This window comes from Mycobacterium sp. RTGN4, assembly GCF_033804635.1.
In the GTDB taxonomy this organism is placed as follows: domain Bacteria; phylum Actinomycetota; class Actinomycetes; order Mycobacteriales; family Mycobacteriaceae; genus Mycobacterium.
Genome location: NZ_JAPZLB010000004.1, coordinates 198252 through 218998, shown reverse-complemented (window position 1 = coordinate 218998; position 20747 = coordinate 198252). Strand labels below are relative to the sequence as shown.

Sequence of the window (20747 nt, the reverse complement as noted above, 5' to 3'; positions counted from 1 at the left end):
TCACAGGCAACACCTCCAAGGTCATCAGAAGGGTCATCCGATGAGCACATTGCATAAGGTCAAGGCCTACTTCGGTATGGCGCCGATGGACGACTACGACGACGAGTACTACGAGGACGAAGACCGCGGGGCGCGGTCCTTCGCACGGCGGGGTCGCGAAGACCGGTTCGAGGACGACGGCTACGCCCAGGGCCGCGGCTACGAAGAGCGTGGCGGTCGTGAGTTCGAGCGGGAGTTCGGTCGCGAGATGGAAGGTGCCGCAGCGGGTTACCGCGGCGCGTACCCCGAAGAGCCCGGCTTCCGTGGCAGGCGTGAGTTCGAGCGCCCCCGCTTCAACGCCATGCGCACTCCGACCCGGGGCGCCGTGGCCATGGAGCCCCGCCGGATGGCCGAACTGTTCGAGGCGGGCAGCCCACTGGCGAAGATCACCACGCTGCGCCCGAAGGACTACAGCGAGGCCCGCACCATCGGGGAACGGTTCCGCGACGGGACGCCGGTCATCATGGACCTGGTCACGATGGACAACGCCGATGCCAAGCGACTGGTCGACTTCGCCGCCGGACTCGCGTTCGCGCTGCGTGGTTCCTTCGACAAGGTCGCGACGAAGGTGTTCCTGCTCTCGCCCGCCGACGTCGACGTCACGGCCGACGAGCGCAAGCGGATCGCCGAGGCCGGCTTCTACGCCTACCAGTAGCGCCTACCAGTAGCGCCTACCAGTAGTTAGGGGCCGGCCAGTGGTGGCCGGGTAGGCTGACGACGATTCGATTCGCGTTCGTTGGAACGTCACACATCTGCCTGGAGTGAGGTCACCCAGTTGCCCCTGTTCTTCGAAATCTTGGGCTTCGCGCTGTTCGTCTTCTGGCTCCTGCTCATCGCGCGGGTCGTCGTCGAATTCATCCGATCGTTCAGTCGCGACTGGCAACCCAAGGGCGCGACGGTGATGATCCTCGAGATCATGCTGACCCTGACCGACCCCCCGGTGAAGCTGTTGCGGAGGCTGATTCCGCCGCTCACAATAGGTGCGGTGCGGTTCGATCTGTCCATCATGGTGCTGCTGCTCGCGGCCTTCATCGGCATGCAGTTGGCGTTCCAAGCGGCGGGTGCATGACGTTGCCCAGGGTTTATCGGAACCTTAATTCGAGGCCCAAGTTTGAAATTCGCTCTTAATTCTCGACCTCCACTGCAACCGCAGGGTCTGTTGTGACAGGATGGGCGCCAGTTACTTCCACCATGGCTCTACACTTTGAGACCGGTAGACGGTCCAGACTCAAAGGGGGCGGACAATGCCGCTTACACCTGCTGACGTCCACAACGTCGCATTCAGCAAGCCGCCGATCGGCAAGCGTGGCTACAACGAAGACGAAGTAGACGCGTTCCTCGATCTCGTCGAGAACGAGCTGCAGCGCCTGATCGAGGAGAACGCCGACCTTCGTCAGCGGGTGTCCGAGCTGGACCAGGAGCTCGCAACGGCCCGTGCCGGCGGCGGCGTCCAGGCCACCCAGTCGATCCCCGCGTACCAGCCGCCGCCACCCGAACCGGAGCCGGTTCACGTACCGCCGCCCGCCCCGGTCTACGAGGCGCCACCGCAGGCCGCGGCTCCCGCCAGCGAGGAATCGCACATCAAGGCGGCCAAGATCTTGGGCCTTGCCCAGGACACGGCGGATCGTCTGACCGGCACCGCGAAGACCGAGTCGGACAAGCTGCTCGCCGACGCCCGCGCGCAGGCCGACGCCATGGTCAGCGAGGCCAAGCACACGGCAGAGACCACGCTCGCCGACGCCAAGCAGCGGGCCGACGCCTTGCTGGCTGACGCCGAGACGCGTTCGTCGACACAGCTGCGTCAGGCCCAGGAGAAGGCCGACGCGTTGCAGGCGGATGCCGAGCGCAAGCACTCCGAGATCATGGGCACCATCAACCAGCAGCGCACCGTGCTGGAAGGCCGGCTCGAGCAGCTGCGCACGTTCGAGCGTGAATACCGCACCAGGCTCAAGACTTATCTGGAGTCCCAGCTCGAAGAGCTCGGACAGCGAGGATCGGCGGCGCCGGTTGACTCGACCGCCAACAACGACGGCGGCGGGTTCAACCAGTTCAACCGAGGAAACAACTGATCGGCTGATTGATGCTGATCGTTGCGCTAGTACTGGCTGTCATCGGGCTCGCCGCGTTGGTGACCGCCGTCGTCACCAGCAATGAGTTGATCGCGTGGGTGTGTATCGGCGCCAGCGTCATCGGCGTGCTCTTGCTCATCGTGGATGCGGTGCGGGAACGCTCCCATGGCGACGCCGAGGACGTCGAAGACGGGGACGATGTGGTCCCCGCCGACGATGCCACCACCGTGTTGGAACCCGTCGAGTCGGCCGAGGACTATCCCGAGGAACCCGTCACTGAGGTGTCGGAGTCCGTTGGGGCGTCCAACGACAAGACCGACGACGGTGCTGCGGACCCCTCCAAACACGACTAGCTCGGCTGCGTGGCACCACCTAGTGCCCAGCAGTGGTGGGGGAGTTCAGTAGCTCGCGTACTTCGTCGTCGCTGACCTGGTGAAAGTCGGCGAACACCTGGCCGACGGCTTCGAACCGGGCGGGTGTGGCGGCACACACCACGTCGTCGGCGTCGCGGCGCAATGCTCGGCAGACCTGGCGCGGCCCGACGGGCACCGCGACGATCAGTCGGGCAGGCCCAGCGGTTCGGACCGCCGCAAGCGCGACCCGCATGCTGGCTCCGGTGGCGATCCCGTCGTCCACCAGGATCACGACCTTGGCGTGGACGTCGAGGCGAGCGCGCCCGCCCCGATATGCCAGCTCCCGCCGCTCGAGTTCGGCAGTTTCCCGTTCCTGCACTTCCCGTAGCTGCGAATCGGTGATGCCCAAGCTGTTTACGACCGATTCGTTGATCACCACCGCGCCGCCGGAGGCGATGGCCCCCATGGCGAGTTCGGGCCACTGGGGCACGCCGAGCTTGCGGACGAGGAAGACGTCCAACGGTGCAACGAGCGCGGCGGCGAGCTCCCAGCCGACGGGCACACCGCCCCTAGCAAGGCCCAACACCACGACGTCGGCGCGGCTGCTGTAGGCCGAGAGACTCCCCGCCAGGACACGGCCCGCCTCGCGGCGGTCCCGGAACGTCCGCTGAAAGATTGGGCTCGGGATACCAGCAGCCTAAGGCGTGAAGCGCTCTGCCCACGGCGCCATCGCAAAATCTGCGGTCACTCGATTCCGCCGCGCATAGTCACGAAGCAGGAAGTGGCCGCAGCCTTCGACGGGTTCCCAGTGCGCGTCCACTCCGCGGGCGTGTGCCCGCGTGGTTTGTGCTTGTGCTGCAACGGGATCCGTCCACGTGTCAGCGGTGCCGTGCATCGTCAGCAGCCGACACCCGACCGGGACCAGGTCGGCGCCGGTGAAGCCAGCTTTGGATGCCACCAGGGTGATTCGGAGCACGCTGCGGTGCGGATGGCCATCCGGCGTGGGCGCGGCGACGAATCGGTATTCGTGGGCATTGAATTTCAGAGCACCGTCGGCCATCCGCTCGAGGAGGTGTTCGGCTGGCACAGCCGGCCCGGGGCGATGCCGCGGCTGGTACCGCCATGGCAGCCGATGACGGTGGTCGCCGAGGCGGAGTCGTTGGCCGATGGTCGCGCCGTGCTTGGGCTTCCCGCTGGCTTGCGCTGGATAGCGCAGCACCAGGCCGGCTGCTATGACCCTCCCCGCCGCTTCGTCGACGAACTGTCGTCGGACGGGCTGAGGACTTGGCCTCCGCGCTTGGTGGGGCACTGGCGCCACACGCACGACTTCGAGGAACTACCCGGCGGGCAGACCAGGGTGCACGATCGCGTGGACGCTCCGCTGCCTGCGGCCGCACTGCGTTCGACGTTCGTCTACCGCCACCGCCAACTGGCCGACGACCTGGCCGCGCACGACGACGCCGCATCGTGCGGGCCGCGTCCGCTCGTCATCGCGGTCACCGGGGCTTCGGGTCTGGTCGGGTCGCAGCTGACCGCGCTGTTGACCAGCGGCGGCTACGAGGTGATCCGCCTGGTCAGGCATGCGCCGAGCAGGCCGGACGAGCGGCAGTGGAATACCGAGCTCCCGTCGCCCGACCTGCTCGACGGCGTCGATGCCGTCGTGCACCTGGCAGGCACGTCGATCGCAGGCCGGTTCACCGATGCCCACCGCGCGGCGATCCGCGATAGCCGCATCGAACCGACGCGCAGGCTCGCCGAGGTGGCCGCCTGCAGCAGAAACGGCCCAAACGTCTTCGTCAGCGCATCGGCCATCGGCTACTACGGGTTCGACCGCGGTGACGCGCAGCTGTGTGAGGAGAGCGTCCGCGGCGACGGCTTCCTTGCCGACGTCGTCGCCGACTGGGAGGCCGCAACGGCGCCCGCCGCGGACGCGGGGTTGCGCACCGTGGCGGTACGGACCGGGGTCGTGCAGGCCGCGCGCGGCGGCACGTTGCGGCTGTTGCGTCCGCTGTTCGGCGCCGGACTGGGTGGACGGCTCGGCAGTGGGCGGCAGTGGTTGTCGTGGATAGGCCTGGACGACCTGCTGGACGTGTACTACCGGGCGCTGTACGACGACCGGCTGGCGGGCCCGGTCAACGCGGTGGCGCCTGCGCCGGTGCGCAACGTCGACTACACCAAGGCGTTGGCACGGGTGTTGCATCGGCCCGCGCTGCTGCCCGTCCCGTCGTTCGGCCCCCGGCTGCTGTTGGGCGAGCAGGGGGTGCGCGAGCTAGCCGAGGCCGACCAGCGGGTGCTGCCCGTCAAGCTGCAGATCCTTGGGCACCGCTTCCGGCAGCCACTGCTCGCCGACGCGTTGGCCCATCAGCTTGGTCATGGCTGATGCGCCACCCGGTCGAGGAAGCCGCGCACCAGGGCGCGTAGCCGGTTCGCCGCGTCATCTTGCAATCGGGCTGTCTCCGAACGTAATTCGTCGAGGTCAAGCCCAAGCGCGACGGCTTCCGCGCCGTCGTTGGCAAGCCATGCCTCCAACAACGGACTGTCGAGTTCGGGGTGAAACTGGAGCCCGACGGTATGTCCGATCGCGAACGCTTGCGTGGCGCGGCCGTTGCGCGCGAGTTCCACGGCTCCCGGTGGCACCGTGAATCGGTCGAAGTGCCATTGGAACCACGGACCGTCGGGAATCAGCTCGGGTGCGTCGGTGGTGACCTGGTGCCAGCCGATCTCGGGATCGGGCGAGCGCTCCACGGTGCCACCATGTGCCTGCGCGACCAGTTGCCCGCCGAAGCACACGCCGAGCACGCCAACGCCTGCCGCGTCCGCGGCGCGCACCATCTTCATCTCGTCGGCGACCCACGTCTGCAGGAGTCGCTCGTCGTACGCGGCCCACCGTGCGCCAAGCGGCACGATGACGTCATGGCGCAACGGGTCGGGGAACTCGACGTCGGACGTCGGGTCGTCGCCTTGCCCCTCGGGGACGACCTCGAACGTGTCGACGTCGTATCCGAATTCGGAAAAGACCTCGCCGAGCACGGCAGGCGGCGCGACGGGGTCGTTGACGATGAACAGAACCTTCGGTGCCACCCCTGGAACCCTAAGCGGCGAGGCCGCGGCTCACTTGGGCGGCACCGGTGGGGCATCGTCGGGGGCCAGTTCGGCGCCGAGCTTGCGGAACAGCACCTCAGCAGAATTGACGTAATTGCCCTGGTCGTCGAACGCCTCCGGCGCATAGGTGACCGCGACCGCGATGGCGATCTTCTTCGACGGCAGATACGCCTCGACGCCCGCTTCGCCTGCGAACAGCGGGTTCTGGAGCAACCAGTCGCCCGAGATCACCAAGCCCATCCCGTAGGTGTAGCCGTCGTTCATCTCCGCGCACGTGGTGCAGTCAGGCTGCGGGTGGGTCTTGCCACGCAGGTCGGTGGACACCAGCAGGTCATATGACTTCTTGGTAAGCAGCTTGCCCGATCCGATGCCGACCGCGGTGGCTTCCATGTCGTAGATGTTGGTCGTCTGGATCGCCCCGTGTGTGATGGTCCAGGACGGATTCCAGTACGTGGACTCCTCGTAGAACGGTGTCCCGCTGGGGATTTGGAGTGCCTGACGGCGCTCGCTGGTGAACGCGTGCAGGACGGGGTCGGGAATCTCCGGGGTGAACGAATTGGCGGTGTTGGTCAGCCCGAGCGGCTTGATCACCTCGTCCCGTAGCAGCGTGGGCATGTCGGTTCCGGTGGCCTTCTCCAGCGCCTTGCCCAGTAGCACGTAGTTGGTGTGGGCGTAGTTCCAGTTGGTGCCCGGTTCGTACAGCAGCGGACGCGACGTCGCGAAGCCCAGCAGTTGATCTGGTTCCCACTGTTTGAATGGATCTTGGTAGAGGGCAGCTTCGAATTCGGTGTTGCCGATGACGTAATCGACGTAGCCAGAAGTCATCTGGGCAAGTTGGCCCAGCGTGACGCGGTCCGCATTCGGCACCTCGGGCAACCATTTCGAAAGCTTGTCGTCGAGGCTCACCTTGCCCTTGTCGACGAGGCGCAGCAGCAGGGTCGACACGTACGAGATGGCGACCGCGCCGTTGCGGAAGTGCATGGCCGGGTTGGCGGGCACGCCGGTCATGGACTCGCCGACGGCGCGGGTGAGCAATTCCCGACCGTCGATGGTCACCCTGACGATGACGGCCTTCAGGTGCTGCTCCGCCATGGTGTCCGTGACGACCTTCATGACCCCATCCACCTTGGCGGTATCGACGGTCGGTGGGGGCGATGACGGACGCTGCGCAGGCGGTGCGCATGCGCCGAGGACGACGACGGCGCTGAGAAGCGCAACTATGCGACGGGGGGAGGGCATGCCCGATCTTGGCAGAGCGGACGCAATTCTCTGCGATATACGCGCATTCGCCGATGCTCTCGGCCACGGTGATGGCACACGCTGGTTAGCATGAGCGCGACTGACTGGGGTGAGCTTGGCGTGACGGGGTCGACGGGGTTGCCGACGGGGACGGTGACGCTGCTGCTCGCCGATGTTGAGGGGTCGACGCGGTTGTGGGAGGCGCAGCCCGACGAGATGCGCACCGCCGTTGCCCGCCTGGACCGGACCCTGGTCGAGGTCGTGGCCAGACACCACGGGGTGCGTCCCGTCGAACAAGGCGAGGGTGACAGCTTCGTGATCGCCTTCACGCGCGTCAGCGACGCCGTGTCGTGCGCACTCGCCCTGCAGGTGGCGCCGCTAGCCCCGCTCCGACTCCGCATCGGGATACACGTCGGTGAACTGCACCTCCGCGACGAAGGCAACTACGTCGGCCCGACGATCAACCGCACCGCTCGGCTGCGAGACCTCGCGCACGGTGGCCAGTCGGTATTGACGGGTGCGGCGGCCGAACTGGTGATGGACACCCTCCCCGAGGGGGCGTGGCTCACCGAACTCGGTACGCACGCCATGCGCGACGTGGCGAGGCCCGAGCGTGTGCTCCAGCTGTGCCATCCGGACTTGAACAACGACTTCCCGCCGCTACGGGCGATGAAAACGGCTGTTACCGAGCATCTTCCGGTCCAGCTGACCCGATTCGTCGGACGGGCGACCGAGTCTCGTGAGGTCGCCGCAGCGGTGGCGGACAAACGGCTGATCACCCTCACCGGCGCAGGCGGTGTGGGAAAGACCCGATTGGCCGTGGAGGTCGCGGGCCGCGTGGCCGCTGACTTTGGCAACGGCGCTCGGTACGTGGACCTGGCGCCGATCGTCGATCCAGACCTCGTCGCGAAGACCACCGCACGGGCGGTTGGGCTGCCAGACCAACCGGGCCGCTCGACGATCGACGCGTTGACGAGATTTCTCGCCGACCGCGACATGCTCGTGGTGCTGGACAACTGCGAACATTTGTTGGATGCAGTTGCGACGATGGTGACCGCACTGCTCGGCGCCGCTTCGCGGGTTACCGTGCTGACGACGAGTCGCGAGCCCATCGGCGTACCGGGCGAATCGATCTGGCGCGTGCCATCGTTGTCGCTGAACGACGAAGCAGTGGAACTGTTCGTCGATCGTGCCCGGCTGGCCAAGGCCGACTTCGCGCTCACTGACGAGAATCACGTTGTCGTGACGGAGATTTGCCGCAGGCTCGATGGCATGCCGTTGGCCATCGAACTTGCTGCCGCGCGGGTCAGGTCGATGGCTCCCGCGGGCATCCTCGCAGGGCTTCAGGATCGCTTCCGGCTCTTGACCGGTGGTGCGCGCACTGCGGTACGTCGGCAGCAGACGCTACGCGCGTCCGTGGACTGGTCGCACGCCCTGCTGACTGCACCCGAGCGGGTGCTGTTCCGCCGACTCGCGGCGTTCGTCGGCGGGTTCGATGCCGAGGCCGCGGCGGCCGTTGGTGCCGGCGGTGACGTTCAAGGGCATCAGATTCTGGATCTCCTTTCGTTGCTGGTCGACAAGTCGCTCATCGTGGCCGAGCTCGGTCCGGTTGGCTCGCGATACCGGATGCTAGAGACGGTCCGGCAGTACGGGCTCGAAAAGCTCGGTGAGTCAGGCGAAGCCGACGAAGTGCGAGTCAGGCATCGGGACCACTACGTTGCGACGGCAATGGTGCTGGACACCCCGTCGGGTACCAGCTACACGGCCGGGATCGATGCCGCCGAGCGTGAGCTCGACAATCTGCGAGCGGCGTACGACTGGTGCCGGGAAAGCGGTGATCTCGAATTGGCATTGACGCTGACTTCGGCACTGCTGCCGCTCTGGTTGACGCGGGGGCGCATCTTGGAGGGCAGGCAGCGGTTCGCCGCGCTGATGGAGAGCGAGGCGTTCGATGAGTTGTCGTTGACGGTGCGCGCACGGACGTACGCCGACAAGGCGGTGCTCGATGCATGGGGCGTCACGTCCTACGACATCGATGAAGCGCAGCGAGCCGTGGCGATCGCGCGCGAACTGGACGATGCCGCCCTTCTTGGCCGTGCGCTCGCCGCGTGCGGCAGCATCGCGTCCTACGACGCAGCCATCGCAGAGCCGTTCTTCGCGGAGGCCGTCGAGTTGGTGCGCGGTCTGGACGATCGCTGGCGGCTCAGTCAGATTCTCGGTTGGCAGGCGTACGCGGCGTTCATCGCCGGCGATCCGGTGACGGCCCACAGGACTGGTGTCGAGGGCGCGGCGTTGGCCGAAGCAATCGGTGACGGTTTCGTCGCGCGGTTCTGTCGGAACTGGGGAGTTGGCGCTGCGATGGTGATGCGAGGGGAGTTGCACGCACATTCCGCAATGTGCCAAGGCGACGGTGCTGCCGCCATACTCGACAACGACCAACTCAACGCCTACATCGCGTTGTTGCAACAATCCAACAGCTTTGCCCACCAAGGAGATTGCCGAGCGGCACGGAGCGCTGCGCTTGCCGCCATCGAGGCAGGCGAGGGACTGAGCCCAGCATTGGAGGGCACTGGATACGCGATGCTGGCGCAAGTCGAATTGGCGGACGGAAACGCCGAGCCCGCGGAGGACGCCATCACGCGGGCGTGGCCGTATGTCAGTATTCAGGGCCAGGTCGGGGCGATCTTCAGTTGGTTTCGGGCAGAAGCGAAGTTGGCCAGCGGCGATTACCCGGGTGCGCTCCAATCGGCAAACGACGGCACAGTGGACACTCGAGGCTGGCACCGCATGATGTCACTCGTATCGCGAGCCCGCGTGTTGACTACGGCCGGCGAGACAGAGCCGGCGGAGCGGGACGTGTACGAAGCGTTGTCGATCGCAACGGTGCTAGGCGTCCGGCTCGGAGTTCCCGATGCGCTCGAGTGCCTCGGCCGCTGCGCCGCGAGCGCCGCCAGCCACCGAGAAGCGGTACGGCTGTGCAGTGCCGCGGCGGAGATCCGCGCCGCAACGGGCGCGGTGCGGTTCAAGGTGCACGACCGCGATGTCGAGGACGTGATCGCGAGCTTGCAAGAAGCATTGGGCGAGCAGGCCTTCGCCGAAGGCTGGGCAGAGGGTGCCGCATTGTCGGTAGACGAGGCCATCGCCTACGCCCAGCGCGGCCGCGGCGAACGGAAGCGTCCGTCGTCGGGATGGGGATCGTTGACGCCGACAGAACTCGACGTGGTGCGGTTGGTTGGGGAAGGGCTGGGCAACAAGGACATCGGAGTTCGCTTGTTCGTCTCGCCTCGCACCGTGCAGACGCATCTGACGCACGTCTACGCAAAGCTAGGAGTCACGTCTCGGGTTCAGCTTGCGCAGGAGGCCGTGCGACGTGCTCAGGACGCGCTGTAGCGCCGTTCCGGGCGTCCGGCCCCGTACTGCAACCGCAACGTCAGTTCGCCGATGCTGAGATAGTGCTCCAGGTATCGTCGCGCACTCACCCGTGAAATGCCCACGTGTTCAGCACATTCCGCGGCTGAAACCTCACCGGCCGCTCGGACGGCGTCCAAGACGTGCCGGCCCGTTTCAGTCCCAAGCCCCTTCGGAAGCGGTGCGGCGGCTGCACCACTCGGCGCGCCGCCGAACAAGGTGTCGACAAGGGATTGGTCAATCCCCGTCGCCGAGCTCAGCGCATCCTCGCGTGCGGCGAACGCCTCCAGTTTGACGCGCAGCTGCTCGAATTCGAATGGCTTGATGAGGTAGTCGGCCGCGCCACCGTCGAGGGCACCCGCCACCGTGTCGAGTTCGCGTGCCGCGGTGATCATGATGACGCCGACCCGATTGCCACCAGACCGCAAGCGCTGCAATACTTCCAGGCCGGTCATGTCGGGTAGATAGACGTCGAGCAGGATCAGGTCGGGGTTCGACGTGGCGGCTAGTTCCAAGGCCTCGGCACCGGTGCGAGCGACGCCGATCGCACGGAAGCCGGTAATCCGATCGACGAACCGGCGGTGGATGTCGGCGACCATGAAGTCGTCGTCGACGACGAGCACGTCACGCATCGGTGCCGACCTTCGCACCGGCGACGCGAGCCTGAGGCAGCCGAACCACGAATACCGCCCCTCCGTCGGACCCGTCTGAGACGGCCACCGAACCGCCGAGCTGCGCGGTCACCAGCCTTACCAGTGCCAGCCCGATGCCTCGCCCTCCTGGTACGTCGGGTTTGGACGTGACGCCGCGTGCGAATATCGCCTCCCGTAGCTCTTCCGGCACGCCTGGGCCGGAGTCCGCCACTGAAATCATCAGTCCATCAGCATCATTCACTGACACCGTGACGTCTCGGCGGGTTGAGCCCTCCGAGACGTCGACGGCGTTGTCGACGAGGTTGCCGAGCACTGTGATCACGTCGGTGGCCAGCGCAGGATCGAGCGCGGCGAGGTGACTGCGTCCGTCGATGACCAGTGCCACCCCGCTCTCGGCGGCCAGCGTGGTCTTGGCGATCAGTAGCGCGGCAACGGCCGGATCGGATACGTGACGGGTCACCGCATCGCTGATCTCGGCTCGACGGCGGGTCAGCGTCCCGACCAGGTCGCGCACTGCGTCGTACTCGCCGAGCTGGACGAGCCCGGAGATGGTGTGCAGCTGGTTGGCGAACTCGTGGGTCTGCGCGCGCAGCGTGTCCGTGACGCTCTTGTGCGACGAGAGTTGACCCTGCATGGAGGCCAACTCGGTGCTGTCGCGCATCGTGGTGACGGTACCGATGCGCTCGCCGCGGGTGCTCGCAGCGCGCCGATTCAGTGCCAGCACCCTGGTGCGCGTGGCGATCACGACGTCACGGCCGTCTTCGCCCGACAGCAGGAACTCCTCGACCGCCGCGTCCAACCCGACGGAGTCCGCGCGCCGACCCACGGCCTCGGCGTCCACTCCGAGCAGCTCCTGGGCGCTGTCGTTGAGCAGCGTGATGACGCCGTCATTGTTCACCGCGACGACGCCCTCACGGATGCTGTGCAGCAACGCTTCCCGGTGATCGGCGAGCCCGGCGATCTCGGCCACCTCCAGCCCCCCGGTGTGCCGCTTGATGCGCCGCGACAGCAGCCACGACGCAAGGACGCCGAGCGCCGCACCCAACCCCAGGTAGATCAGGAGGCGTTCGCCCGCGCCGGAAAGCGACTGCCACAGCGACGGATACGGCTCGCTCACCGAGACCACCGCCAGCACCGCACCGTCGGTCGACAACACGGGCACCTGGCCGACGAGGGAGTGTGCGCCCTCCACGTCCAGGTCGCCCGACCAGGCGCGGCCATCGGTCACCCGGCTGCGCCCGAAGTCGGTGTGCTGGCCCACGCGAGCCGGATCGGTCGACGCCCGCACCACGCCATCCGGACCAATGAGCTCGACCAGCCTGGCACCGGAGAGTGCGACCGCGCGATCGAGGTCGGGCGCGAGGTACTTGGCGGCGAACGGGTCGGCGTACCGGTCGCGCAGGATCGGCGTCGACGCGAGGTTCTCGGCCACGGCGATCATGCGCTGGCCGCGTACCTCGCGGAACTCGCGGGTCGACTGCGCCACCGAGACCGCCGCGACGGCGGCCAGCACCACGGCGACGACCAACAACTGGAAGACCAGGAATTGGCCCGCCAGGCTTCGCGCCGAAACGCTCTTCAATGACCACGACCTCAATGACCACAACTTCCTTTGCGTCCGTAAGAGTGACTCACGTCACTAATGGGAACAGTATTGCTGAGCATCACAGCGAGCGAGGGAGACGCGTGTGTCCATACGTCATCGATGGAGCCGATGGGCTTTTGGATCGGCGGTCGTGCTGCTGGCCGCCACGCTTGCGGTCGGGTGCGGAGTAACCCGAGGTGAGGAACCGGCCGGCCTGCACCGGCTCCGGATGATGGTGCCCAACAGCCCGGGCGGCGGTTACGACCTGACCGCCCGAACCGCAGTGAAGATCATGGAGGACGACGACATCACCGGTCGCGTCGAAGTGTTCAACGTGCTCGGCGCGGGCGGCACGGTGGCGATGGCCCGGCTCATCAACGAACGCGGCAACGGCGATCTGATGATGACGATGGGCCTCGGTGTGGTCGGCTCCGTCTTCACGAATGGGTCGTCTGCGCGCGCCTCCGATGCCACCGCTCTTGCGAAGCTGATCGAGGACCCCGGCGCCGTCTTCGTCCCGGCGGATTCGCCGTTCAAGACGATCAAGGATCTCGTTGCGGCGTGGAAGGCAGATCCGAGCAAGGTGACCATCGGCGGCGGTTCGTCACCCGGCGGCCCTGATCACCTCTTTCCGATGGAACTGGCCAAGACCGTCGGCGTCGATCCGAAAACCGTCAACTACATCACCTACGACGGCGGCGGCGACCTGTTGACCGCACTGCTCGGCAAGAAGATCACCGTCGGCACGTCGAGTCCCGGTGAACTCATCGACCAGATCGAGGCAGGCCAGCTTCGCGTGCTCGCGGTGTCCGGTGAAGAACGGGTCGAGGGCGTGGACGCGCCGACGCTCAAGGAGTCCGGAATCGACCTAACGTTCGCCAACTGGCGCGGCGTCCTTGCCCCGCCGGGCATCGCCGAGAAGGACAAGCAGGCGATGGTGAAGGCGCTGGAGGAGATGCATGGCACACCGCAATGGAAGGAGGCCTTGGTGAAGAACGGATGGACTGATGCGTTCATGACCGGCGCAGATTTCGAAAAGTTCCTCAAGGATCAGGACAACCGGGTCTCGTCGACGTTGACCGAATTGGGGTTGGTGTGAGCACCGTGGAGCAGCAGCCAGCCGAGTCGACGGATCAATCACCCGACTATGGCCAGTACCTGGTCGTCGCCGTGCTGGCGCTCGTCGGGGGATTCCTGGTGTACAGCGCGATGAGCCTGCCGGAGGGCTTCGCGAAGGTGGATCCCGTTGGGCCCAAGCTCTTCCCGATGATTGTCGGCGTTGCAGCGCTTGTGCTCGCGGTGATTCTGGCCGTCGCCATCCCGCGCGGGTCGAAGGGTGAGGCCGACGCAGGCGAGGACATCGATCCGGACGCGCCGGGGGACTGGCGCACCGTCGGGCTGCTGATCGCCCTGTTCGTAGCGATGATCCTGCTGGTGAACCCGCTGGGCTGGGTGGTCACGAGCACGCTCTTCTTCGCAGGCGCCGCAACGGTACTCGGCAGCAACCACTACGTCCGCAACTTCGTGATCGGACTCGTGCTGGCGTTGGCCAGCTTCTACGCGTTCTACTCCGGGCTCGGAATCCCGCTGCCCGCAGGCATCTTGGACGGAATCCTCTGACATGGACAACTTCAACTGGCTGCTCCAGGGTTTCGCGGAGGCCGCGACGCCGATGAACCTGTTGTACGCCGCGATCGGCGTACTGCTGGGCACCGCCGTGGGTGTGCTGCCGGGCATCGGGCCCGCGATGACGGTGGCGCTGCTGCTGCCGATCACGTACAACGTCAGCCCCAGCGCGGCGTTCATCATGTTCGCGGGCATCTTCTACGGCGGCATGTATGGCGGCTCGACGACGTCCATCCTGCTCAATACACCGGGTGAATCATCGTCGGTCATCACGGCGATCGAGGGCAACAAGATGGCCAAGGCCGGCCGCGCCGCCCAGGCGTTGGCCACGGCGGCCATCGGCTCGTTCGTGGCAGGCACCATCGGCACGATCCTGCTCGCCGCGTTCGCGCCTGCCATCTCCCGGTTCGCCGTCACACTCGGTGCGCCGTCGTACCTCGCGATCATGTTGTTCGCCCTGGTGGCGGTTACCGCCGTGCTTGGTTCTTCGAAGCTCCGCGGTGCCATCTCGCTGGTGCTCGGGCTGGCGATCGGCATTGTCGGCATCGACTTCCTCACCGGTCAGCCACGCGCTACGTTCGGCATTCCCCAACTGTCCGACGGCATCGACATCGTGGTGATCGCCGTCGCGATATTCGCCGTCGGCGAGGCGCTGTGGGTGGCCGCCCACCTTCGGAGGAAGCCTGCCGAGGTGATCCCGGTGGGACGGCCGTGGATGGGTCGCGACGACTGGAAGCGGTCGTGGAAGCCATGGCTGCGCGGCACCGCCTTCGGGTTCCCGTTCGGGGCGCTGCCCGCGGGCGGCGCCGAGCTTCCGACGTTCCTGAGCTACATCACCGAAAAGAAGCTCTCCAAGCACCCCGAGGAGTTCGGAAAGGGCGCCATCGAGGGAGTCGCCGGACCCGAGGCGGCCAACAATGCTTCCGCCGCAGGCACTTTGGTGCCGATGCTGTCGCTGGGGCTGCCCACCAACGCCACCGCCGCGGTGATGCTGACCGCGTTCGTGTCATACGGAATCCAGCCAGGCCCAACGCTGTTCTCCAAGGAGCCGCTGCTCATCTGGACGTTGATCGCCAGCTTGTTCATCGGCAACTTCCTGCTACTGGTGTTGAACCTCCCGCTGGCTCCGTTGTGGGCGAAGCTGTTGCGTACGCCGAGGCCGTATTTGTACGCGGGCATCCTCTTCTTCGCCACGCTCGGGGCGTTCGCCGTCAACGTTCAGCCCCTTGATCTCGCCCTGTTGTTGATCTTCGGGTTGCTGGGATTGATGATGCGTCGGTTCGGACTTCCGGTGCTGCCGTTGATCATCGGCGTCATTCTCGGGCCGCGAATCGAACGTCAACTGCGACAAAGTCTTCAGCTCGGCGGAGGCGATTGGAGCAGCCTGTTCACGGAACCAGTGGCGATCGTCACGTACGTTTGCATGGCGATCCTGCTGCTCATTCCGTTGGTGCTGAAGCTTTTACACCGCGACGAGGAGACGTTGCTCATCGTCGAGGACGACAAGGATCAACGAGAGAAGGCGCAGGCATGATCGTCATCGGCTATACGGCAGATCGGTTCGGCCAGGCCGCGCTGGATCATGGCATCGCGGAGGCCAGGCGCCGCGACACCGACCTTCTGGTGATCAACTCGACGTCGGGGGACGCCTACTCCGACCCTGCGTTCGCGCAACCTGACCAGGTCCGCGACGTGCAGGCCCGACTCAACACCTCCGGGGTTCCGTTCGAGTGGATCCAGCCCGTCGGGGTCGACGCCGCAACGGAACTGTTGTCGGCGATGCAGCGGCCCAATGCCGAGCTCCTGGTGATCGGCGTCAAGCACCGCAACCCGGTCGGAAAGCTGCTACTGGGCAGCGTTTCTCAGCAAGTGTTGTTGGAATGCCCGAAGCCGGTGTTGGCGGTCAAGCCCGACGAGTAGTCGCGGCGGCACCCTACGGGTGGGCGATCCTGATCACCCCGTCGTTGGCGGATACCGGGTAGCTGCGCACCGCCAGGCCACCGCCGGCCTCGGCTCCGGTGCACATGTCGAAGGTGTGCCCGTGCAGTGGGCAGACCACCACCCGTTCGTCGATGAGCCCGTCGGCCAGCGGTCCGCCCCGATGGGGGCACAGCGCGTCGATGGCCCGCAGTGTCCCGTCCCGCAGCCGGAACACCGCCACCTGCGCACCCTCGACCGCGTACGTTCTGCCTTCTCCGACTGGAATGTCCTCGAGCGCACCGACTTCCACCTCGCTCATCGGACGGGCACCTGGGGGAGCGGCAGTAGCGGCAGCGCCGTCCGGAACTGACCTTCGGTGACGGGCGTCCTGCCGTCCTGCCACGGATCCCGATAGGCACCAACGGACTTCGCCATGTTTGCATCAAGTTGGGTGGCAATGCCTTCGGAATCGTCGACGACCACGCCACGGATCTTGTCGATGCCGACGCGTGGTACCCACTTGTACGTGCGTTCGAGCCAGTTCGCGTCCTCGCGGTAGTACTGCAGGAACCGGCCGGTGAGCGTCATCACCTCGGCGGCGCTGCCGACGGTGGCCAACAGGTCACCCTTGCGGATGTGTGCTCCGGCGGCCCCGCCGACGTAGATCTCCCACCGGCCGCCGTCGACGGCGACGACGCCAAGGTCCTTGCACAGCGCCTCGGCACAGTTGCGCGGGCAACCAGTCACCGCGAGCTTCATCTTCGCCGGGCTGGCCAGCCCCTGGTAGCGCTCCTCGAGGGCAATGCCAAGCGCGGTCGAGTCGCCCACCCCGTAACGGCAGAAATCGCTTCCGACACAAGTCTTTACGGTGCGGAAGCTCTTGCCGTAGGCGTACCCCGACGGCATGTCGAGGTCGGCCCACACGGACGGAAGATCCTCCTTGCGGATGCCGAGCAGGTCGATGCGCTGGCCGCCGGTGAGCTTGATCATCGGCACGTCGTACTTCTCGGCGACGTCGGCGATGCGGCGCAGTTGAGCCACGTTCGTCACGCCACCCTTCATCTGCGGCACCACCGAGAACGTCCCGTCGCGCTGGATGTTCGCGTGCACGCGGTCGTTGATGAAACGCGCGTCGCGCTCGTCGACGAACTCGTCGGCCCACATCATCTCGAGCAGTGACGCCAGAGCCATCTTGGAGCCCGCGTCGGCCTGCCCGTCCGGGGTGAGCGCGGCGAAAACGGAAGACACCGAATGTAGTTGGAGCTCGCGGATCAGCCCCATCAACGTCGGCTTGTCATAAGGCACACCCGGCACGTACCACGACGCGGACGGATCCTCGGTGACGGCGCCGTCGGCCGCCCACTCGACGACCTGGCATACGAGCTCCTTGCACGAGCCGCAGCCCTTGCCCGCCTTGGTCTTCGCCATCACCCCGGTGACCGAGGTCGTGCCGTCGCGCACGCAGGCGACCAACGCGCCCTTGCTCACACCGTTGCAGTTGCAGATCTGTGCGTCGTCGTCGAGTTCGGCGACCCCGACCGCGACGTCGGGAGTGCCGAGGTCGAACATCAGCGACACCCGTTCGTCGGGCAGCGGGAGTCCGGTGTCGAACGCCTGCGTGAGGAACGACACCTTGCTGACGTCGCCGACCAAGGTCGCTCCGACGAGTTTCCCGTCGCGGATCACGACCGTCTTGTAGACGCCGTGCCGCGGCTCGGAGTACTGCACGAATTCGTCGTCGGGTCGCTCCGGCGCCTTGATCCCCATCGAGGCGACGTCGACTCCGGCGACCTTCAGCTTGGTCGCCACCCTGGAACCGTGATAGGCCGACCCGACATCGGTGCCGGTCAGCTGGTCGGCGAGCACCTTGGCCTGTTCCCACAGTGGCGCGACCAGGCCGTAGACCTGGCCGCGATGTTGTGCGCACTCACCGACCACGTAGACGTCGTCGTCGTCGATGGACCGCATGCGATCGTCGGTGACGATCGCGCGCTCGACGGTCAGTCCGGCGCGCTGCGCCAGTCCGACGTTGGGCCGGATCCCGGCCGCGATCACCAGCATGTCGCAGTCGAGTCGCGTTCCGTCCGAGAACCGTATGCCGTTGAGCCGGCCTTCATCGACGATGACCTCGGTGGTCCGCTTGTCGGTGTGTACGCCGATGCCGAGGCCCTCCACCGACCTGCGCAGGATCGCCCCGGCCAGCTCGTCGAGCTGGGCGTTCATCAGCGTCGGGCCTGCATGTACCACGTCGACGGCCAGCCCGCGGCCCTGAAGGCCACGTGCCGCTTCGAGCCCAAGCAGGCCGCCACCGATGACCACGGCCTTCGTTCGATTGGACGCTTCGGCGATCATGGTCGCCGTGTCGTCCAGGGTGCGGAAGCCGAACACCCCGTCGGCCAGCGTCGTGTCGTCGGCCCACAGCCCCGACATCGGCGGAAAGAACGACCGGCTGCCGGTGGCCAGGATCAGCTTGTCGTAACGCATCGAGGTGCCGTCGTTGGCATGGACCAGGTGCGCGAACGTGTCGACGCGCACCACCCGCACACCAGCCCGCAGGTCGATGGCGTTGTCGGTGTACCAGTCCAGCGCGTTGAGGTAGATCTCGGCCGGATCATCGCTGCCCGCAAGGACATTGGAGAGCAAGATGCGGTTGTAGTTGCCGTAGGGCTCGTCGCCGAACACCGTGATGTCGAACATGTCGGCGCCGCCGCGGGCGAGCACTTCCTCGATGGCGCGGATCCCGGCCATTCCGTTTCCTACGACGACGAGCCGGGGCGCCATCAGATCTCCACCAGACCGAGGTCGACGACCACGGTGCCTGCGCAACCGCCGGGCGCCGCGACGAACAACTCCAGCACGGTGTCACCGAGCAGGTCCTCCACCACCCGCAGGGCGACGTGCGTCGCGCCCTTGGCGGCGATCGGGAAGTACCGCATCGGCTGCCCGTCGCGGAACAGCACGACGGTGACCAGCTCGTCGGTCGAGTTGCCCCCGCGGAAGTAGACGGGCTGCGTGACCGCGCCCGGAGGTACCACGTACCGCAACGACTCGTCGAGCAGCACCGGCTTGTCGAGGCCGTTCCCCTCGAAGTCGAATGCGCCTTGCAGGAATCGGGGCGTGCTGCCGTCGCTCATGCCTCAATGACTAGGGGGCTGATGTTTCCATAGCGTTTCGTACGCGATGCGGGCGTGAATACCGTTGCGCACCAGAAGCCCCGAACGGCGTGAGTTGGTGTTGACATGGCGGATACCGATGCGCAACGGATGCACAACCAGAAGCGCGTAAATCTTGGCCAGACCGCATTTCTGCTGGAAGGGCCATCATGTCTAGACAGACCCGTGACCGCAACATCGAACATTGGGACGCCGAGGACGTCGCCGCCTGGGACTCGGGCGGAGCCAAGATCGCGAAGCGCAACCTGATCTGGTCCATCGTCGCTGAACACGTCGGCTTCTCGATCTGGTCGATCTGGTCGGTGATGGTGCTGTTCATGCCGCAGAACGTCTACGGCATCGACGCGGCGGGCAAGTTCTACCTGGTCGCGATGCCCACCCTGATCGGCGCATTCATGCGGATCCCGTACACGGTGGCACCCGCGAAGTTCGGTGGTCGCAACTGGACGATCGTCAGCGCGCTGCTCCTGCTGATCCCGACCGTGCTGACCTTGTGGGCGATGACCACCCCCGGCACGTCGTACACGACGTTCATGGTGGTCGCGGCGTTCGCGGGGTTCGGTGGCGGCAACTTCGCCTCCTCGATGACCAACATCAACGCGTTCTACCCACAGCGGTTGAAGGGTTGGGCACTCGGCCTGAATGCCGGCGGCGGCAACATCGGTGTTCCCGTCATCCAGCTCATCGGCCTGCTCGTCATCGCCAGCGTCGGCAACACCGCGCCGGAAGTGGTGTGTGCCATCTATCTGGTGCTGATCGCACTTGCTGCGCTGGGGGCCGCCTTCTTCATGGACAACCTGCGCAATCAGAAGTCCAACCTCGGAGCGCTCGCAGAGGCCTTGCGCTACAAGCACTCCTGGGTGATGAGCTTCCTCTACATCGGCACGTTCGGGTCGTTCATCGGCTTCTCGTTTGCCTTCGGCCAGGTGCTTCAGATCAACTTCCTAGCCGGCGGCGACAACGCCGCACAGGCGGCCTTGCATGCCGCGCAGATCTCGTTCCTCGGACCGCTGCTCGGCTCCATCTCGCGGCCATTCGGCGGCAAGCTCGCCGACCGCATCGGTGGCGGCAAGATCACGCTGTACACGTTCGTCGCGATGATCTTCGCCGCGGGCATCCTGGTCGTCACCGGCATGATCGACGACGGGATGAAGGGCGCCCCGACAGGGGGCCAAATGACCGGCTACGTCGTCGGTTTCATCGTGTTGTTCGTCCTGTCGGGCATCGGCAATGGCTCGACCTACAAGATGATCCCGTCGATCTTCGAGGCCAAGGCGCAGGACAAGGACGGCTGGGGTCCGGAGGAGAAGGCGGCCTGGTCGCGCCGCATGTCCGGTGCGCTCATCGGTTTCGCGGGCGCCGTTGGCGCCTTGGGCGGAGTGTTCATCAACGTCGCACTGCGGCTGTCATATACCGGCGCGGCGAAGTCGGCCACCAACGCGTTCTGGGTGTTCCTCGCCTTCTACGTCGTCTGCGCCGTCGTGACGTGGTTCGTCTTCCTGCGCATGCAGTCGGTGCGGTCGGTTACCGGCGAGCACGTGGGCAGGGCGCCCCAACCCGTCGGCGCAGGCTGACGGAGC

At 66.2% G+C, this 20747-nt stretch carries 20 protein-coding genes; 11 read left to right on the top strand and 9 right to left on the bottom strand.

Annotated features, from left to right (window positions below):
* Positions 1–40 precede the first annotated feature (40 nt).
* The 4 genes from SLQ30_RS10910 (at position 41) to SLQ30_RS10895 (ending at position 2461) form a co-directional block, all read left to right on the top strand.
* Positions 41–694 carry a cell division protein SepF gene (locus tag SLQ30_RS10910; protein WP_319446284.1) on the top strand — a complete coding sequence of 218 codons (654 nt, stop codon included), beginning with the start codon at positions 41–43 and terminating at the stop codon, positions 692–694.
* A gap of 120 nt (positions 695–814) precedes the next feature.
* A complete protein-coding gene (locus SLQ30_RS10905; RefSeq protein WP_319446283.1) occupies positions 815–1108 on the top strand; it encodes a YggT family protein in 294 nt (97 codons plus the stop codon).
* Between the two features lie 175 nt (positions 1109–1283).
* Positions 1284–2108 (top strand): DivIVA domain-containing protein, encoded by an 825-nt coding sequence (locus SLQ30_RS10900; RefSeq protein WP_319446282.1) that lies wholly within the window; start codon positions 1284–1286, stop codon positions 2106–2108.
* Positions 2109–2119: 11 nt separating this feature from the next.
* Positions 2120–2461 carry a hypothetical protein gene (locus SLQ30_RS10895; RefSeq protein WP_319446281.1) on the top strand — a complete coding sequence of 114 codons (342 nt, stop codon included), beginning with the start codon at positions 2120–2122 and terminating at the stop codon, positions 2459–2461.
* Positions 2462–2480: 19 nt separating this feature from the next.
* On the opposite strand, the gene SLQ30_RS10890 is transcribed toward SLQ30_RS10895, so the two are convergent.
* Together SLQ30_RS10890 and SLQ30_RS10885 are read right to left on the bottom strand one after the other, a co-directional pair.
* Positions 2481–3149: a phosphoribosyltransferase gene (locus tag SLQ30_RS10890; protein ID WP_319446505.1), complete on the bottom strand. Its 669-nt coding sequence runs from the start codon at positions 3147–3149 to the stop codon at positions 2481–2483.
* Between the two features lie 9 nt (positions 3150–3158).
* Positions 3159–3419 carry a hypothetical protein gene (locus SLQ30_RS10885; RefSeq protein ID WP_319446280.1) on the bottom strand — a complete coding sequence of 87 codons (261 nt, stop codon included), beginning with the start codon at positions 3417–3419 and terminating at the stop codon, positions 3159–3161.
* A gap of 69 nt (positions 3420–3488) precedes the next feature.
* Here SLQ30_RS10885 and SLQ30_RS10880 point away from each other — a divergent pair, with 69 nt between their 5' ends.
* Positions 3489–4841: a TIGR01777 family oxidoreductase gene (locus SLQ30_RS10880; RefSeq protein ID WP_319446504.1), complete on the top strand. Its 1353-nt coding sequence runs from the start codon at positions 3489–3491 to the stop codon at positions 4839–4841.
* Here the strand turns inward: SLQ30_RS10880 and SLQ30_RS10875 are convergent.
* Together SLQ30_RS10875 and SLQ30_RS10870 are read right to left on the bottom strand one after the other, a co-directional pair.
* Positions 4832–5542 carry a glutamine amidotransferase-related protein gene (locus tag SLQ30_RS10875; RefSeq protein WP_319446279.1) on the bottom strand — a complete coding sequence of 237 codons (711 nt, stop codon included), beginning with the start codon at positions 5540–5542 and terminating at the stop codon, positions 4832–4834. The genes SLQ30_RS10880 and SLQ30_RS10875 overlap by 10 nt on opposite strands.
* A gap of 30 nt (positions 5543–5572) precedes the next feature.
* Entirely contained in the window at positions 5573–6802 is a 1230-nt protein-coding gene (locus SLQ30_RS10870; RefSeq protein ID WP_319446278.1) for a serine hydrolase domain-containing protein, read from the bottom strand.
* Between the two features lie 90 nt (positions 6803–6892).
* Between SLQ30_RS10870 and SLQ30_RS10865 the strand changes: the two genes are divergently transcribed.
* A complete protein-coding gene (locus tag SLQ30_RS10865) occupies positions 6893–10192 on the top strand; it encodes a LuxR C-terminal-related transcriptional regulator (RefSeq protein WP_319446277.1) in 3300 nt (1099 codons plus the stop codon).
* Here the strand turns inward: SLQ30_RS10865 and SLQ30_RS10860 are convergent.
* Both SLQ30_RS10860 and SLQ30_RS10855 read right to left on the bottom strand, forming a co-directional pair.
* Positions 10177–10842 carry a response regulator gene (locus SLQ30_RS10860; RefSeq protein ID WP_319446276.1) on the bottom strand — a complete coding sequence of 222 codons (666 nt, stop codon included), beginning with the start codon at positions 10840–10842 and terminating at the stop codon, positions 10177–10179. The two genes, SLQ30_RS10865 and SLQ30_RS10860, sit on opposite strands and share 16 nt — an antisense overlap.
* On the bottom strand, positions 10835–12445 hold the full coding sequence (locus tag SLQ30_RS10855) for an ATP-binding protein (protein WP_319446275.1): 1611 nt from the start codon (positions 12443–12445) through the stop codon (positions 10835–10837). Before SLQ30_RS10855 ends, SLQ30_RS10860 begins: the two co-directional genes overlap by 8 nt.
* A gap of 154 nt (positions 12446–12599) precedes the next feature.
* On the opposite strand from SLQ30_RS10855, the gene SLQ30_RS10850 reads away from it, so the two are divergent.
* The 4 genes from SLQ30_RS10850 to SLQ30_RS10835 are packed head-to-tail and all read left to right on the top strand — an operon-like array spanning position 12600 to position 15994.
* The gene (locus SLQ30_RS10850; protein ID WP_319446503.1) at positions 12600–13547 is read left to right on the top strand and encodes a Bug family tripartite tricarboxylate transporter substrate binding protein; all 948 of its coding nucleotides are present in this window, start codon (positions 12600–12602) and stop codon (positions 13545–13547) included.
* A 5-nt stretch (positions 13548–13552) separates the two neighbouring features.
* Positions 13553–14068 carry a tripartite tricarboxylate transporter TctB family protein gene (locus SLQ30_RS10845; protein ID WP_319446274.1) on the top strand — a complete coding sequence of 172 codons (516 nt, stop codon included), beginning with the start codon at positions 13553–13555 and terminating at the stop codon, positions 14066–14068.
* Between the two features lies 1 nt (position 14069).
* Positions 14070–15608: a tripartite tricarboxylate transporter permease gene (locus SLQ30_RS10840; protein ID WP_319446273.1), complete on the top strand. Its 1539-nt coding sequence runs from the start codon at positions 14070–14072 to the stop codon at positions 15606–15608.
* Positions 15605–15994 carry a universal stress protein gene (locus SLQ30_RS10835; protein ID WP_319446272.1) on the top strand — a complete coding sequence of 130 codons (390 nt, stop codon included), beginning with the start codon at positions 15605–15607 and terminating at the stop codon, positions 15992–15994. The genes SLQ30_RS10840 and SLQ30_RS10835 overlap by 4 nt, the downstream gene beginning before the upstream one ends.
* Before the next feature lie 13 nt (positions 15995–16007).
* Here the strand turns inward: SLQ30_RS10835 and SLQ30_RS10830 are convergent, their stop codons facing one another.
* From SLQ30_RS10830 to SLQ30_RS10820, 3 genes are read right to left on the bottom strand one after another with little or no spacing between them, the layout of a single operon-like run.
* The gene (locus SLQ30_RS10830) at positions 16008–16313 is read right to left on the bottom strand and encodes a Rieske (2Fe-2S) protein (protein WP_319446271.1); all 306 of its coding nucleotides are present in this window, start codon (positions 16311–16313) and stop codon (positions 16008–16010) included.
* The gene (gene nirB / locus SLQ30_RS10825; protein WP_319446270.1) at positions 16310–18775 is read right to left on the bottom strand and encodes a nitrite reductase large subunit NirB; all 2466 of its coding nucleotides are present in this window, start codon (positions 18773–18775) and stop codon (positions 16310–16312) included. Before nirB ends, SLQ30_RS10830 begins: the two co-directional genes overlap by 4 nt.
* The gene (locus SLQ30_RS10820; protein ID WP_319446269.1) at positions 18775–19128 is read right to left on the bottom strand and encodes a molybdopterin oxidoreductase; all 354 of its coding nucleotides are present in this window, start codon (positions 19126–19128) and stop codon (positions 18775–18777) included. Before SLQ30_RS10820 ends, nirB begins: the two co-directional genes overlap by 1 nt.
* Before the next feature lie 188 nt (positions 19129–19316).
* Here SLQ30_RS10820 and SLQ30_RS10815 point away from each other — a divergent pair, with 188 nt between their 5' ends.
* A complete protein-coding gene (locus tag SLQ30_RS10815; RefSeq protein WP_319446268.1) occupies positions 19317–20741 on the top strand; it encodes a nitrate/nitrite transporter in 1425 nt (474 codons plus the stop codon).
* The last annotated feature ends 6 nt before the right edge of the window (positions 20742–20747 follow it).